This is a genomic window from Pseudomonas sp. ZL2 (assembly GCF_054788455.1).
In genome coordinates this window covers 228,813-243,013 of the sequence record NZ_JBGOGX010000002.1, presented here as the reverse complement: position 1 = coordinate 243,013, position 14,201 = coordinate 228,813, and the positions used below count along the sequence as shown (strand labels likewise).

Annotated in this window: 15 protein-coding genes; 3 read left to right on the top strand and 12 right to left on the bottom strand. The window is 61.5% G+C overall.

Features of this window, described 5'->3' with window-relative positions; genetic code table 11:
• Window positions 1-28: 28 nt before the first annotated feature.
• The 8 genes from ABM562_RS02500 to ABM562_RS02465 all read right to left on the bottom strand — a co-directional run bounded on the left by ABM562_RS02500 (window position 29) and on the right by ABM562_RS02465 (window position 9,092).
• Window positions 29-763 carry a fimbrial biogenesis chaperone gene (locus tag ABM562_RS02500; protein ID WP_134061965.1) on the bottom strand — a complete coding sequence of 245 codons (735 nt, stop codon included), beginning with the start codon at window positions 761-763 and terminating at the stop codon, window positions 29-31.
• A 133-nt stretch (window positions 764-896) separates the two neighbouring features.
• Entirely contained in the window at window positions 897-2,114 is a 1,218-nt protein-coding gene (locus ABM562_RS02495) for a hypothetical protein (RefSeq protein ID WP_460420691.1), read from the bottom strand.
• Window positions 2,114-4,645, bottom strand: coding sequence for a TcfC E-set like domain-containing protein (locus ABM562_RS02490; RefSeq protein ID WP_460420689.1), 2,532 nt, complete (start codon window positions 4,643-4,645; stop codon window positions 2,114-2,116). Before ABM562_RS02490 ends, ABM562_RS02495 begins: the two co-directional genes overlap by 1 nt.
• Window positions 4,646-4,741: 96 nt before the next feature.
• Entirely contained in the window at window positions 4,742-5,221 is a 480-nt protein-coding gene (locus tag ABM562_RS02485) for a CS1 type fimbrial major subunit (protein WP_115086182.1), read from the bottom strand.
• 247 nt (window positions 5,222-5,468) lie between these two features.
• A complete protein-coding gene (cysB, locus tag ABM562_RS02480) occupies window positions 5,469-6,443 on the bottom strand; it encodes an HTH-type transcriptional regulator CysB (RefSeq protein WP_115086181.1) in 975 nt (324 codons plus the stop codon).
• A 124-nt stretch (window positions 6,444-6,567) separates the two neighbouring features.
• Window positions 6,568-7,065 carry a universal stress protein gene (locus ABM562_RS02475; RefSeq protein ID WP_010222541.1) on the bottom strand — a complete coding sequence of 166 codons (498 nt, stop codon included), beginning with the start codon at window positions 7,063-7,065 and terminating at the stop codon, window positions 6,568-6,570.
• Between the two features lie 92 nt (window positions 7,066-7,157).
• The gene (locus ABM562_RS02470; protein ID WP_115086180.1) at window positions 7,158-8,066 is read right to left on the bottom strand and encodes a 5'-nucleotidase; all 909 of its coding nucleotides are present in this window, start codon (window positions 8,064-8,066) and stop codon (window positions 7,158-7,160) included.
• A gap of 72 nt (window positions 8,067-8,138) precedes the next feature.
• Window positions 8,139-9,092: a putative 2-dehydropantoate 2-reductase gene (locus ABM562_RS02465; RefSeq protein WP_346617069.1), complete on the bottom strand. Its 954-nt coding sequence runs from the start codon at window positions 9,090-9,092 to the stop codon at window positions 8,139-8,141.
• A gap of 116 nt (window positions 9,093-9,208) precedes the next feature.
• On the opposite strand from ABM562_RS02465, the gene ABM562_RS02460 reads away from it, so the two are divergent.
• Window positions 9,209-9,649, top strand: a complete 441-nt coding sequence (locus tag ABM562_RS02460) for a PilZ domain-containing protein (protein ID WP_115086178.1) — start codon at window positions 9,209-9,211, stop codon at window positions 9,647-9,649.
• A 164-nt stretch (window positions 9,650-9,813) separates the two neighbouring features.
• Window positions 9,814-10,890: a 3-deoxy-7-phosphoheptulonate synthase gene (locus ABM562_RS02455; RefSeq protein ID WP_115086177.1), complete on the top strand. Its 1,077-nt coding sequence runs from the start codon at window positions 9,814-9,816 to the stop codon at window positions 10,888-10,890.
• Window positions 10,891-10,976: 86 nt separating this feature from the next.
• On the opposite strand, the gene ABM562_RS02450 is transcribed toward ABM562_RS02455, so the two are convergent.
• Complete coding sequence (locus tag ABM562_RS02450) at window positions 10,977-11,261, bottom strand: GNAT family N-acetyltransferase (protein ID WP_258578111.1); 285 nt, start codon at window positions 11,259-11,261, stop codon at window positions 10,977-10,979.
• 508 nt (window positions 11,262-11,769) lie between these two features.
• Between ABM562_RS02450 and oprI the strand changes: the two genes are divergently transcribed.
• Complete coding sequence (oprI, locus tag ABM562_RS02445; protein ID WP_003259780.1) at window positions 11,770-12,021, top strand: outer membrane lipoprotei OprI; 252 nt, start codon at window positions 11,770-11,772, stop codon at window positions 12,019-12,021.
• A 129-nt stretch (window positions 12,022-12,150) separates the two neighbouring features.
• Here oprI and ABM562_RS02440 read toward each other — a convergent pair whose 3' ends face one another.
• From ABM562_RS02440 to ABM562_RS02430, 3 genes are all read right to left on the bottom strand, one after another.
• Window positions 12,151-13,128: a L,D-transpeptidase family protein gene (locus ABM562_RS02440; protein ID WP_115086176.1), complete on the bottom strand. Its 978-nt coding sequence runs from the start codon at window positions 13,126-13,128 to the stop codon at window positions 12,151-12,153.
• 121 nt (window positions 13,129-13,249) lie between these two features.
• Window positions 13,250-13,531 (bottom strand): hypothetical protein, encoded by a 282-nt coding sequence (locus ABM562_RS02435; protein ID WP_258578112.1) that lies wholly within the window; start codon window positions 13,529-13,531, stop codon window positions 13,250-13,252.
• A gap of 56 nt (window positions 13,532-13,587) precedes the next feature.
• On the bottom strand, window positions 13,588-14,193 hold the full coding sequence (locus ABM562_RS02430; protein ID WP_115086175.1) for an arylesterase: 606 nt from the start codon (window positions 14,191-14,193) through the stop codon (window positions 13,588-13,590).
• Window positions 14,194-14,201: the final 8 nt, after the last annotated feature.

The window sequence follows — 14,201 nt, the reverse complement described above, 5'->3', positions numbered from 1 at the left end:
TCATACCACGATGGTGACTGGGTCCGATTCACCCCTTGAAGGCAATTTCGCGGCTCTGCTCGCCCTCGACCAGCTCGAAGCGGTAGTGGCGTCCGGCCTTTTTCTCGAATGCGCGGGTATTGCCCGGTAACACATGGTGCTTGGTCGCCGGGGCACAGTCCTTGTTGCCCGCAGCGCAGTCATTGAAATGATCAAGGACAATCGTGGTGTTGCCCCTGTTGGGGACCAGGAAGCGCCCTGCCTCATGCTCAATGGCAGTCTGGTAGCGACTTGCCTGTGGCCGTATAAAGAGTATCGAGCCGTAACCGGCAAGAATGTTGACGCCGACCTTCAGCGCGTCCTCATAACGCTCGGCCTCGTCCTCGGTAATCGCGAAGCCGTCGTTGACCTCCGGCAGCACCGGGATGAAACGCAACCTGAAGTAGCGCTCGTGGTCACGCTCCCCGCGATAGAGCAAGCGCACCGCCTGCATGCCATTGGCGGGGATGATCAGCCGCGCGGGACTGACCACCAGGCCACGCTGCAACGCCTCGCGGCCATCCATCTCGACCTCGCGCGCCTGACCCTGGTTGTCGTAGACCATCTCGACGACACTGACCTTGACGAACGCAGTGGTGTCGCCGCCATTGCGCACGCGTTTGAGCAGCGTGCTCTTGCCGCCGTCCAGATAGTCGTAGAACGTACCGATATTGAGCTCGGGACCGGCAAGCGCGGTGGTGACCATCGACATCAACAGCAGCGGTACTGCCAGCGTTCCTTTCATCTATTTAGCTCCCAGCATAACTGGCTAATTAATATCATTCTCATGCACTAGACGAGACCGAGCAACCGGCAGGGCCAGTAGGAAACGTCCTGATCTAACAGAGAAATTTCCATTGCCGACGGTTAGCGGTCGTCTACAGCGCAGCATCCAGCACCAGCGTCACGTCGCCCTGATAGGTTTCACCCGGGTACAAGAGCATCGAGGCGGTGTCGGCCTGTGACACTTCGAATAGCAGGCGCGCCTGGCGATCGAGCGTGGCCTCGACGGTTTCGATGGTCAGCGAGGCCGGAGCGCCAACCGGCAACACCAGGTTGTCCACCGGCGCACCGAGGTGCCTCATGCTTGCCGGCAGCGTCAGGGCAACCTTCAGCGGAACCTGATGGCCGCCACGACCGCGAATGCCACAACGCCCACCCAGGTCGTATTCGCAGCGGGTATGCACGCTGATTGCACCGGTGGTCCAGATCCGGAACGGCAGGATCCGGTACAGGCGCTGGGGCGGCGCGCCGCGATTGATCCAGCCCATCCAGCCGCCTGGTGGTTCAAGCACCGCCCGCTCGGAACCGGCCGGAAACTCGACCTTCAAGGGGTGTTTGACAGTGAACTCGAAATCCAGAATCAACCTGTTCGGGGTCGCCGAAACGACCTGGTTACCAAGGTCAAAGTCCGACCCCGCTCCACCCACACTCCATGGCAACTGAGCTCGATAGACGCCGTTTTTCAGTGTTACGGCAGACGGCAATTGCAGGCTGAAGGTTATACCCATAACGTCGGTACGGACGTCATTGATGACCTCTTGCGTAGCGTCCCGGTCCAGGATGTAACAACCACGAGCCGGGTCCTGGATCTCCGCGAAGAGCTCAGTATTGAGGGTCCCAAGCCCGCGCCACGCCAAGCCCCAACACCCACCGTGATACTGGTTCCACACCATCTGTTGCCTGGTAGCCGTGCCTCTCAGGCCGATATGGGTCGCCTTGAACGCGGCACTGAACGAATCCCCTTGCTCATTGACCAGATTCAGCGACGTCACGTCCGGCAGCTTGAAGAAATACCTGTCTCTCCAGTTCGGTGCATAGTTGATGCCTCTGGTGCGAAAGCTGACCGGCAGATTGACGGTGTACTTGTGTTCATTGTGCTGATTACAGGTCGCCAACCCCGTACAGAATTGCGCTGGCGGTGTGGTGTTGACGAACGCGTCTGGTCTGTAGCCCGGCCGCGGGCCCTTGTACTCAAAGGTGATGTTCACCACACTTGCCTCGGCCTCAGCGCTGAGCAGCCCCGGCAAGCCGCCCCCTGAGGCACCGATGAACACGGCAAACGCCGTACCCAGGCATTTTCGCAGTCGCCGCATCAAGCATCCTCCTTTGTTTGTTTCAGCTCGGCCTGGGCCACATTGGCCCCGGCGCAGGTCAGGTCACCGACCAGCAGAACGTCGTTCTCCCGGGTGTACTTGCCCTGATCGAAACTGACCAGGCACAAGGCATCGGCGCCCCGGCGAATTTCCAGGGTCGGTGTCGACTCGCTCATCTCGATGGCGAAAAAGCCATCCGCTTCGCTGACACTGCGGCTGGCGTGATTGATTACCAGCGCGCCCCTGAGCGGCTGCCCCTTGGCGTCGACCAGGCGACCGATCACGGTGAGGGTCTGCATCACGCGGATGCGGTGATAGTCGACCCCGCCACGGTTGAGGTGATACTCGACCGTCGAAGGCTGGATGACCGCCGTATGGGCGTCGTTACCGTCGAAGTCGAAGTGCACCTGGCCGGCCTTGTAGGCGCTGACCGGAATGACGTTGCGCCCCGGGCGCAGCACTGCACTGTGGCCGTGTCGGTCATCGGCACGCATGCGCACACCTTGCAGGTCCGAATCGACGTCGACGATCAGGCCTGCCTCGTGGGGCAGGTACTGCCCGGACATCGCCACTTTGCCGGCGCCAATCGCCACCACGCTGTCGAGGTTCAAACCCGCGGTCAGCTCGCCGTTGTAGGAGGAGCGCTGGGCATAGGCATCGCCATGCAGCAACGGGCTCTCGAACAAGGCGCTGCCGCCAAACCCGGTACCGTAGCGGTCCAGCGCAACCGTGCCGGCCAGGCTCTGCAGGGCGCCGTAGTCAACGTCCTGCTGATAGGTCAGCGAGGCGTTCTGGTCGCGCGCACCGTCGCGGGACGTGCGACTGCCCAGGGTTGCCGAAATCCTTCGTCCCGGCCCGCCAAGGCTCATGCTCATGCTCAAGGTGACGCCACGGTTGCGCGCGTCGCCGGAGCTGCTGGTGCCCGGGCGATCGAACAGCGACAGGCGCCAGTTGGTGTCGGAGTTCAGCAACTTGCCGAAGTAGCCCCAGCCGACATCGAAGCCCATGCCATCGGCCCCTGTGCCGCTGCTGTGCGACACCCGCAAGGTCGCGGTACTTTGCCGATCGACCCGGTGGTTGAGCGACAGCGCACTCTGGCGGACTTCGCGAACCCTGAAGTCCCCGTACGCACTAGGCTGGTCCTCCTCGAAGCGGCGGCTGTCCAGCCAGGAGCGGCTCTGGCTGAACACCAGCGAACCCGAGGCGTAGTTGTAGATGCCTTGCAGGTCATAGCCGTTGCCGTGGTCTTCGGTGTGAAAAACACTGCCATAGAGCTTGAGCGGATCGAGCACATCCCAGTCCAGCGAACCGCCATACTGCAGAAGCTCGTCGATTCGCTGGGCAGAGAGCCCGAGCACCGCCCGCGGATGCAACAGGTAGTTAGTGAAGACGCCGGCCGTCAGGCTGTTGTCATAGTCCTTGTCCCAATTGCTCCACAGGCTGCTTTGCTGCCCCATGTAAACGTTGTAGCGCCACGGCGACTCGGCGTTGCTCCAGTTGGAGGGCTTGTAGATGAAGGCTTCGCTGCGTGAGGTTTCCTGGTTGTCTTCAATCAGGCGGATCTCCACCTCATAGATCCCCCCGGGCAGCACCCGGGTATCCAGCGCCTGCAAGCCGGCCTGTACCGCCTGGCTGTTGATCAGCACACCATCACGGTAGATTTCGACGATCCCGGCGCGGTTCGGCGTGACATAGACCGGAGTGGCGCTGGCCTGGCCGTTGTTGACCGCCAGGCTGTCGCTGCTGCCGAGCATCAGGCCACGGGTGGTGTCGGGCAGGTTGCCGAGCAAGCGCGGCTGGCGGGTCAGGCCCTGGGCGCCCGGGGTGAAGTACCCCAGGCGAAAGAAGTGCTTGTCGTGCAAACGCTCGGCATAGAGCTGGTCCACGCGGTGCCGGGTTTGCTCGACGTAATCGCTGTTGCGGTCGAACCGCGCCTCGCCCACGGTGGTCCAGTTGCCGAAACTGCCCTGCCCTTGCACAGCATAACGACCGGTGGTTTCCAGGTCGCCACCGACCAGGTTCAACTGGTTGCGCAGCAGCAAGCCGTGGCTGCCACGCTCGGGCAACTGATGATAAAGCGCCGGCTGATCGCTGCGTTCCGCCGCCGTGGTAAGAATCGACAGCTGCGAATTCACCAGGCTGTAGTGCAACGCCACCAGCCCTCGCGGGCAACTGGACAGGCAGTTGCCCAGCGCCCTTGGCTCCTGGAGCTGTTCGCGCCAGCGCGAACGCTCGGTGTCGGAGGCGTGGCTCTCGAAGGTGTCGGTGAAGTCGAGCAGTTGCACCTGTTCATCGCGCGACAGCACCACCAGGGCATCGCCCAGGTAGCGCCCATCGAGGTCGACGCGAACGGCCAGGGGCACATCGAAGAAGTGCTCGCCAAATTCCTGCGGCAAGCCTTGCGCCTGGCTCAGCACCCCCAAGGGCCCGGCCTGCCCTCGGGCTTCGGCCCAGGCACAGGCTGTACCTGAGAGCACAAGGCACCCCAGGGCCAGTCGAATGGATGCAGCGAGAGACAAGTAATTAGCCATGTCCATTTTTTCACAGGCAATACTCACCCCGCACTCGTTCGAACGAATGAGCAACGGGGTGAATAGAAGGGGATGGAACAGCGCTTGGCTGGCGACTTACGGCGAGACGGTCTCGAACAGCATGTTGACGATGCCCTGGTAGTTGCCCGGCACGTAGCCGCTCGGGCCGGCCGACTGGGCGGCTACGTCAAAGGCGACCAGGGTGCCTGCCGCTGCCGCGGCTGCCGGCACCACCGGAACCGAAGTGGTGGTCAAACCGGTGCCGTTGACCGCAACGTCCAGGCCGATGCTGTTGGCGCCGCTGTTAATCACCGCCGGGCTGAGCAGGCGCGCAGAAATCGCCCCGGTGGTGCTCTTGACCTGCAGCTGCTTGCGGATCGGCTCAAGCGATTCGCGCAGGGCATTCCAGGCCATGTTTTGCGGTTCGTTCATCCAGTTGCCGCCCACCGGCTCGACATAGAAGTTCTCGGTCGGGATGGTGGCCGTTACGGTAACTTGTTTCTCCAGCGGGTCGGCGGCGAATACATTACCAACGGCCAGCAGGGCGAGAGGCAGGGCCAGAAAAGTGCGCTTCATGAATAATTCTCCTCGAATAGACCTGTGAAAACGTCACAGACGACGTGCCGACGGCGAGTGTGTCCGCCGGCTTGTGCCGCACCGCGCAGGGCGGTTGACGAGGAGGATTATTCGGCAGATGTCCGACGTAAAAAGTCGGACCACTCCCAGCAAGATTGGGAAATTTCCCAAAGAAAAACAGGGTTCAATCGCAAAAAAAAACGCCCCAAAAGGGGCGTTTTCTGAACATCGGACAACCACGCGCAGATCAGTGCACCGGCAACTCGACACCGTCGAACAGCTCTTCAAGCTCTTGCTTGTTGTGACATGCGATAGCCTTGGCCATCACTTCACGGGTCAGGTGCGGGGCGAACTTCTCGATGAAGTCGCACATGAAGCCGCGCAGGAAAGTGCCACGGCGGAAACCGATCTTGGTCACGCTGGACTCGAACAGTTCGCTGGCATCGAGCACTACCAGGTCATTGTCGAGCTTGGTGTCGACGGCCATCTTGGCGACGATGCCGACACCCAGGCCCAGGCGCACGTAAGTCTTGATCACGTCGGCGTCGGCGGCGGTGAATACCACTTTCGGGGTCAGGCCGCGGTGACTGAAGGCTTCGTCGAGCTTGGAACGGCCGGTGAAACCGAACACGTAGGTGACGATCGGGTATTCGGCCAGGGCTTCAAGGGTGAGCTTCGGCAGCTTGGTCAGCGGGTGGCCTTGCGGCACCACCACGCAGCGGTTCCAGCGGTAGCACGGCATCATCACCAGGTCGCCGAACAGCTCCAGGGCTTCGGTGGCGATGGCGAAATCGACGGTGCCGTCAGCGGCCATCTCGGCAATCTGCATGGGCGAACCCTGATGCATGTGCAGGGCCACTTCCGGGTACTGCTTGATGAAGCTGCTGATCACCGGCGGCAGGGCATAACGCGCCTGGGTGTGGGTCGTGGCGATCGACAGGGTGCCCTTTTTCTCGTTGGAGAATTCCTGGGCGATCTGCTTGATGCTTTCGACCTTGCGCAGGATCTCACCGGCGGTGGTGATGATGCGCTCACCGGCCGGAGTCACGCGGGTCAGGTGCTTGCCGCTGCGGGCGAACACTTCGACGCCCAGCTCGTCTTCGAGCAGGCGGATCTGCTTACTGATGCCCGGCTGGGACGTATACAGGCTCTGCGCTGTCGCGGAGACGTTGAGGTCGTGGTGCGCCACTTCCCAGATGTAGCGCAATTGTTGAAGCTTCATAGGTATCCCTCAAATCAGCTGGGCGTCACCGGCAGCAGCGACGATTTATAACTATATTAGTGGTTTGAAGAATAAATCTAGAACTATTTTAGCAGTCTTCCAGGAACCCACCTACCCCACGCAGTTAAGACTTCCTACGCCCCAAGTGTTGCGCGAGCGGCACCATATACACCGGCACCGGCGACAGTTGCAGCAAGCGCACCGCGGTGCGTCCGATCGGAATATCAACGCCAGCGCCCTGGCTATGGCTGCCGAAGATCAGCAGGTCGACACTCAGGCGCTGGGCCTGCTCGAGAATCACCTGCGCCGGATCGCCCTGACGCACGCGTACGGCCTTGATCAGGGCCAGGTCAGCCTCCTCGCCCAATTCGTCACGAAAGTTTTCCAGAACCCTTTGTTCGATGTTGGCCATCACCGTGGTGACGCCTTCGCTGTGCAGTTCATCGAGGGTCTGTTCGTCCAGATAGCTCTGCAGCAGCGATTCGGCGAACTGGCCCATGGGCTCGACCGCATGGATGACGTAGAGCTCTGCGTTGAAGGTCCGCGCCAGTGCCAGCGCGTGTTGCATGACAAAAGGCGCGTACACACCGAGGTCAGTGGCATACAGCATGGAATGGATCATTCGACCTCCTCGACTGCCATGACGGCAGAGCAAGCTTCAGCTTAGCAGCGCCAAGAACCGTCGCAGGGCCGTCCGGCGCCGAGGTTTGCCCGTTAGCCCAGGGTCGGTTCGTTGCTGATGCCATGGGGCACATGGCCAGTGGCGACGACGCTGCGGGCCCGTTCACAGTGGCCGGCCTGGTCGTCGAAAAACACATCGGCGGCGAAGGCTTCGAGGAACGCCGATTTGTCCAGACCGCCGAGGAACAGCGACTCGTCCAGGCGGATATCCCACTCGCGCAAGGTACGGATCACTCGCTCGTGGGCCGGTGCCGAGCGGGCTGTTACCAGCGCCGTGCGGATCGGACAGGCGCCTTCGGGGAACTCCTTCTGCAACAGGTTCAGTGCCGCCAAAAATGGTTTGAACGGCCCGCCGCGCAACGGCTCGCGGGCTGACTGGCGCTCGCTGGCCTGGAAGGCTTCGAGACCGCCAAGCTGGTAGACCCGTTCGGACTCATCGGAAAACAGCACCGCGTCACCGTCGAAAGCGATGCGCAGTTCGTCACTGGCAGCGCGCCGGGCACCACCGGAGAGAATGGTGGCAGCGGCAAAGCCGGCCTCCAGGGCACTGCGCACATCATCGGCATCGGTGGACAGGAACAGGTGACAGCCAAACGCCGCCAGATAAGGATAAGGACTACGGCCGCCAACGAAGGCAGCGCGGTAGATACCCAGGCCATGATGCTCGATCGAGTTGAATACCCGCAGACCGGTGTCGGCGCTGTTGCGCGACACCAGCACCACCTCGACCCGGGGCTGGCCAAGACTGGCGTTCAGGCCCAGGAGCTTTTGCACCAGGGGGAAGGCGTCACCGGGTTCGAGCACTTCGTCTTCGTGTTCGATCTGGTACTGGCGATAGGCTTCAACGCCCTCGGCCAGGTACAGGCGGTGACTCTCGCTGAGGTCGAACAGCGCTCGGGAGGAGATGGCGACGACCAGTTTGTCGCCTAGATTCTTGCTCATCTGCTGTATCTCCTACATACCCTGTGGGGGCTGGCTTGCCAGCGATTGGTTGCGCAGCAGCCCCGGCGATCATCAATCCTGCAAATTATGCCGATCAATAAAGGCCAAAGCCTGATACAGCGCCTGCATCTTCGGCAATTCACAGCCCGCCGCCCTGGCCTGGGCCAACGGCTCGGCATAAATCGCCGCCAGCTCCAATGGCCGCTGCTGGATAAAATCGTGGTACATGCTCGGCCAGTAGTCGGGCATCTTCTCGGTCACCGCAAACAGGTGTTCGGCATAGCCTGGCGGCAACGCGTAACCGCAGGCGCGCGCGCCCTGCACCACCTCGGCCATCAGCGCCTGGATCAAGGCGCGGCTGTCGGCATCGGTCATCAGCGGTGTGGTGCTGGCCTTGAGCAGCACTGACAAACCATTGTAGGGCACATTCCACACCAGCTTTTGCCAACGCGCCTGGGCCAGGTTGGTCATGGCCTGGGAGTCGATGCCAGCGGCATGGAACAACGCAGCCCCGGCCTCGACAATTTGCTGACGGCTGTCTTCATCCGCCGCCGGACCACTGTGATACCCCAGGTTCACCGCCCCCAGCGACTGGTGGCGGATCACCCCCGGCGCTTCGCGGTTGACGCAGATAAAACACAAGCCGCCGAGCAGGTGCAGATTGGCGGGTAACAGCGGCCGCAGTTGGTCCTCGACGCCCAGGCCGTTCTGCAGCAGCAGCACCTTGGCATCAGGCGCCGCTACCTTGGCGATCAAGGGTGCAAGCTCGGCGTTGCTGGTGGTCTTGGCGCCGACCAACAGCCAGTCGCAGGGCGGCATGTCGGTGGCATCGGCATAGGCCCGGACCTGCATCTGCACGGTGCCATGCACGGCACTGTCGACTCGCAATCCGTTGAGCTGAACGGCGTCGAATTCACTGCGCAAGAGGAAATGCACCTCGAACCCGGCACGCGCCAGCATCAGGCCATAGAAGCCACCAATGGCGCCGGTTCCGATCACGCCGATACGCGGGCTGCTCGTGTTCATCCTGCTCTCCTCAACCGTTCATTTTTTGTTCAATTTTTTTACACGTAAATCAACCGCTTTACGATCCTTAACTATACTCAGGCGAACAAGGTCAAAAAATCGACACGGAGTCGAGCATGCGTGGCTTCCTGCTGCACCCGGACGATGTTCCGGTGGAGCTGACCCTGCGTCAGTCGCCCAAACTGTTCCGCCAACGGCTGCACACTATCAGCCTGGGCGGAATCGCCTGCAACCACCCACGGGCCTACCGACGGGGCATGGCGGTGGAAATGCTCATCCCCTCCCTCGGCGCCGAGGCACGCTATCCCGGTTATGTGGCCTGGTGCCAGAAGCAACAGGACGGCTATCGGGTGGGCATTGCCTTCATCGACGAGCAAGCGCTGTTTGGCGCACGCATGGGCGAACAGGTGTGTCAGATCCAGCACTTCTGCCAGGCCGAAAGCCCCGATGCGGACGTCGAAGCCCTCGCCCAGCAGTGGGTCAGCCTGCACGCCGGCGAGTTCTCCGATGCCAGCCTTGAGGCAAGTCATACCCGGGAAATCCTCGTTCCTGGGTAAAAACCCCGTGCCTATGGGCCTTTCCTTGCAGGAAAGCGGCCCGTGCCCATTGTCGAGCCACAGTGTAACGCGCTAAGGTTCGGCTCCCCGCTGCGTACAATTTTCGCTGCTCCGCCGCACGGGGATCGCTGGCGGCCGGCACCCGTGACCTGACGAGTAACACGATGGCTGATTTACCGATCGATGACCTAAACGTTGCCTCCAACGAGACCTTGATCACCCCCGATCAGCTCAAGAAGGAAATCCCCCTCAGCGCTACCGCCCTGCAGACCGTGACTGCCGGTCGCGAAGTGGTGCGCAATATCCTCGACGGCAAGGACCACCGCCTGTTCGTGGTGATCGGCCCCTGCTCGATCCACGACATCAAGGCTGCCCACGAGTACGCCGAGCGCCTCAAGGTGCTGGCGGCAGAGGTGTCCGACACCCTGTACCTGGTCATGCGCGTGTATTTCGAAAAGCCGCGGACCACGGTCGGCTGGAAAGGCCTTATCAACGACCCGTACCTGGACGACTCGTTCAAGATCCAGGACGGCCTGCACATCGGTCGCCAGCTGCTGCTGGACCTGGCGGAAATGGGCCTGCCTACCGCCACCGAAGCACTCGACCCGATCTCTCCGCAGTACCTGCAGGACCTGATCAGCTGGTCGGCCATCGGCGCCCGTACCACCGAATCCCAGACCCACCGCGAAATGGCCTCGGGCCTGTCCTCGGCGGTCGGCTTCAAGAATGGCACCGACGGCGGCCTGACCGTTGCCATCAACGCCCTGCAGTCGGTTTCCAGCCCGCACCGTTTCCTCGGCATCAACCAGGAAGGCGGCGTGTCCATCGTCACCACCAAGGGCAACGCCTACGGCCACGTGGTGCTGCGCGGCGGCAACGGCAAGCCCAACTATGACTCGGTCAGCGTCGCCCTGTGCGAACAGGCCCTGGCCAAGGCCAGGATCAAGCCGAACATCATGGTCGACTGCAGCCACGCCAACTCCAACAAAGACCCGGCCCTGCAGCCGCTGGTGATGGAGAACGTCGCCAACCAGATCCTCGAAGGCAACCAGTCGATCATCGGCCTGATGGTCGAAAGCCACCTGAACTGGGGCTGCCAGGCGATCCCGAAAGACCTCAACGACCTGCAGTACGGTGTGTCCATCACCGACGCCTGCATCGACTGGGAGTCCACCGAGAAGACCCTGCGCAGCATGCACGCCAAGCTCAAGGACGTGTTGCCCAAACGCCAGCGCGACTGACAGGCAGATACAACAACGCCGGGCAATTGCCCGGCGTTTTTGTTGGTGCGTTGAAGAGCAGCACTAATGGCTGCCCTTCGCGATCCTCAGGCCTTGTTGGTGGCGTGCTTTTGCTGACGTTCCATGTAACGTTCGACGTAGGAGCACGACGGGATCACGGTATAGCCCATGTCTTCGGCGTACTTGAGCGCCTGTTTGGTGAGTGCCGCAGCGATACCCCGGCCACGCAATGCGTTCGGTACGAACGTGCGGTAGATATCCAGGGTCTGCTTACCCAGGTCCATGTAGGTCAGGTAAGCACGATGACCGTCCACATTGGTCTCGAACTGATGACCAGCCTGGTCATGGTGGATGGACAACGCCTCGCTCATCACTACTCCTCGCGGGTCTTGTGCTATGACCCCTACCTTACCGATGTTTGTCCGGCGAAGGAACCTCTACGCCACCCCGTGCCCCTTTGGACAGCGAGAAGAGCATGGCTGTTCTCTGGCAAGTGAGCACGTACAAATAGTAGGCGCCCCATGCCCAGATGCTCAAGGTGGCTGGTCGCAAATTTCATCCACTTGGGGCACGCGGACAGGGCGACGAGCATCGGCCTGAACAGTTGCCGGATGTTGTAGTGCTATGACGAAGGATGACACTTTAAGTCACTTTTAGTTCAACAAAATACACACTTGCTACACTTGTTAGCACCCGCGCATGCGGCGCCTTCACAGTTTTTCTACATAAGGCTGTGGCGGACCCGGGACAGGCGCATTTTTTTGCAGTTCTTGCGCTCTGTCAGTTTACTTACTACAAGTAATGGGTACTATGTACGCCGGCCAGTTTCTCTTTCTTGAGAGATGGCTATTTAATAGAAAGTCCTTGAAGGGGAACACGATGAACAACGTTCTGAAATTTTCTGCTCTGGCTCTGGCCGCAGTTCTGGCAACCGGTTGCAGCAGCGTATCCAAAGAAACCGAAGCTCGTCTGACCGCTACCGAAGACGCAGCTGCTCGTGCACAAGCTCGTGCCGATGAAGCCTATCGCAAAGCTGACGACGCTCTGGCTGCTGCTCAAAAAGCACAACAGACCGCTGACGAAGCTAACGAGCGCGCTCTGCGTATGCTGGACAAAGCCAGCCGCAAGTAATAGTCCTTCGGGATTGTTATTGGAAGCCGACCCACTTGTGGGTCGGCTTTTTTATTGCCGCCAGCAAAGTGCAACGCCAGAAACGACGAGGCCTGCACGATGGCAGGCCTCGGGTATAGCAGGAATGGCTTACTGCATGTCGTAAGGCACGCTGGAAACCATCGGTGCCGGGCCGCCAGCGCCATTGGGCACGGCGATCTCCACCGGCATGCCGTCTTCGGCGGCGACCACGTCACGGACCATGTCCCAGTTCATGCGCAGGTTGTTGGCCAGGTCTTCACGCTTGAGCAGCGCGTTGATGACCGCGGTGTGCTTGTCGACCACCGACGGGTCGCCCTTGTCGTCAAGCGGCGTGTGCGCCTCGAGGTAGACCTTGCCGGCACTGAGGCCGAACTTGTACGGCTCGTTGATGATGCGTACCGGCACGCCGACCGGGGCCATCTTGGCCAGCTCCAGCACGTTGTTGTTGAACATGCGGAAGCAGCCGTGGCTGGTGCGCATGCCGATGCCGAACTTCTTGTTCGAACCGTGGATCAGGTAACCCGGCACGCCAAGGGTGAACTTGAACGGCCCCAGCGGGTTGTCCGGGCCAGCCGGTACCACGGTCGGGAGGATATCGCCGTCTTCGGCGTGTTCCTTGCGGATCGAGGCCGGTGGCGTCCAGGTGGGGTTCGGGGTCTTGGCGGTAACCTTGGTATTGGCGATCGGCGAGCCCCAGCCTTCACGACCGATACCCAGCGGGTAGGTGTGCACCACGTTCTGCCCTTTCGGGTAGTAGTACATGCGGTACTCGGCCAGGTTGATGACGATGCCTTCGCGCGGCCCCGGCGGCAGGATAAAGCGGGTCGGCAGGATGATTTCGGTGCCGGCGCCCGGCAGCCACGGGTCGACGCCGGGGTTGGCGGCGATCATTTCCAGGTAGCCCAGGTCGTTGGCGGTGCCGATGTCGGCAAAGGTGTCTTCGTACTTGGCCTTGATCACCTGGACCTGGCCGATGACGTCTTCACCGGGAGGCGGCAGGGGGAACTCCAGCGCAGCGGCGGGACCTGCCGCCAACAGGGCGGCCAGGGACAGGCAACGGGTGACGGCGGGAAAGCGCGGCAACATCCGGGAAATCCTTCGCTAATTCAATTGAGTCAAGCAATCGATTGTACACCGGCACCCGCGTAATCGGGAGATGTCCCGGGCGCAGTTGGCCGTACAGGGGATGAAAGGTTATATCGGCAGGTTACAGCTCGGGCCATACCGGCCGTGTGCCACGGCGCTGGGCCTCGAGAATCGCCCGGCACAGCGAACACAGGCGGCGGTCACGGTAAATGCTGCGCTCGGCCTGCGACCAGCGCGGTTGCGCCGGCAACAGGGTGCCGCACAGGGTACGGTCGGCCGAGCCACCGAGCTCGAGCTGGCGGGCTACCAGGTGGACGCGGATCTCCTGGCAGGCGAACAGGTCAAGCTGTTCGTCAGGCTCGATCAATTGATAGGCATACAGGGACCAGGCGGGACGCGGCATCGGGGGCTCCAAATCGGGGGCGCAACATTAGCCGAAAGCCGGTCACTATAAAAGCGTCAAAGCAGCGGTTTTAGTTGCGGCCAGGCATTTTCCAGCAACCTGGCCTGGGCGCCCTGCCCCGGATGAATGCCATCGGCCTGCATCAGCTCGGGCACACCGCCCACCCCTTCGAGAAAGAACGGCACCAGCGGCACCTGTTTTTCCGTCGCCAGGTTTTCATACACCTTGGCGAAGGCCTCGTTGTAACGCTTGCCGTAGTTGGGCGGCAGGCGCATGCCCAGCAACAGCACCTTGGCGCCGGCAGCTCGCGACTTGTCGATCATCGAGGCAAGATTTTGTTGCAATTGCGTTGGCAGATGCCCGCGCAGGCCATCGTTGCCGCCCAATTCAAGCACCACCAGCTCAGGCTTGTGCTCTGCAAGCAGCGCCGGCAGCCGCGCCTGGCCTCCGGCACTGGTGTCGCCGCTGATCGAGGCATTGACCACCTTGGCGTCGAAACCCTCGTTCTTCAGGCGTTTTTCCAGCAAGGCAACCCAACCCTCGCGGGTATCCAGGCCGAAAGCGGCACTGATACTATCGCCGACAATCAGCACGGTCCCCGCTGCTGCGCCCTGGGCCATGCACATCAAGGCCAGGCCAGCACTCAATAACCACACTCGCATCGGATTCT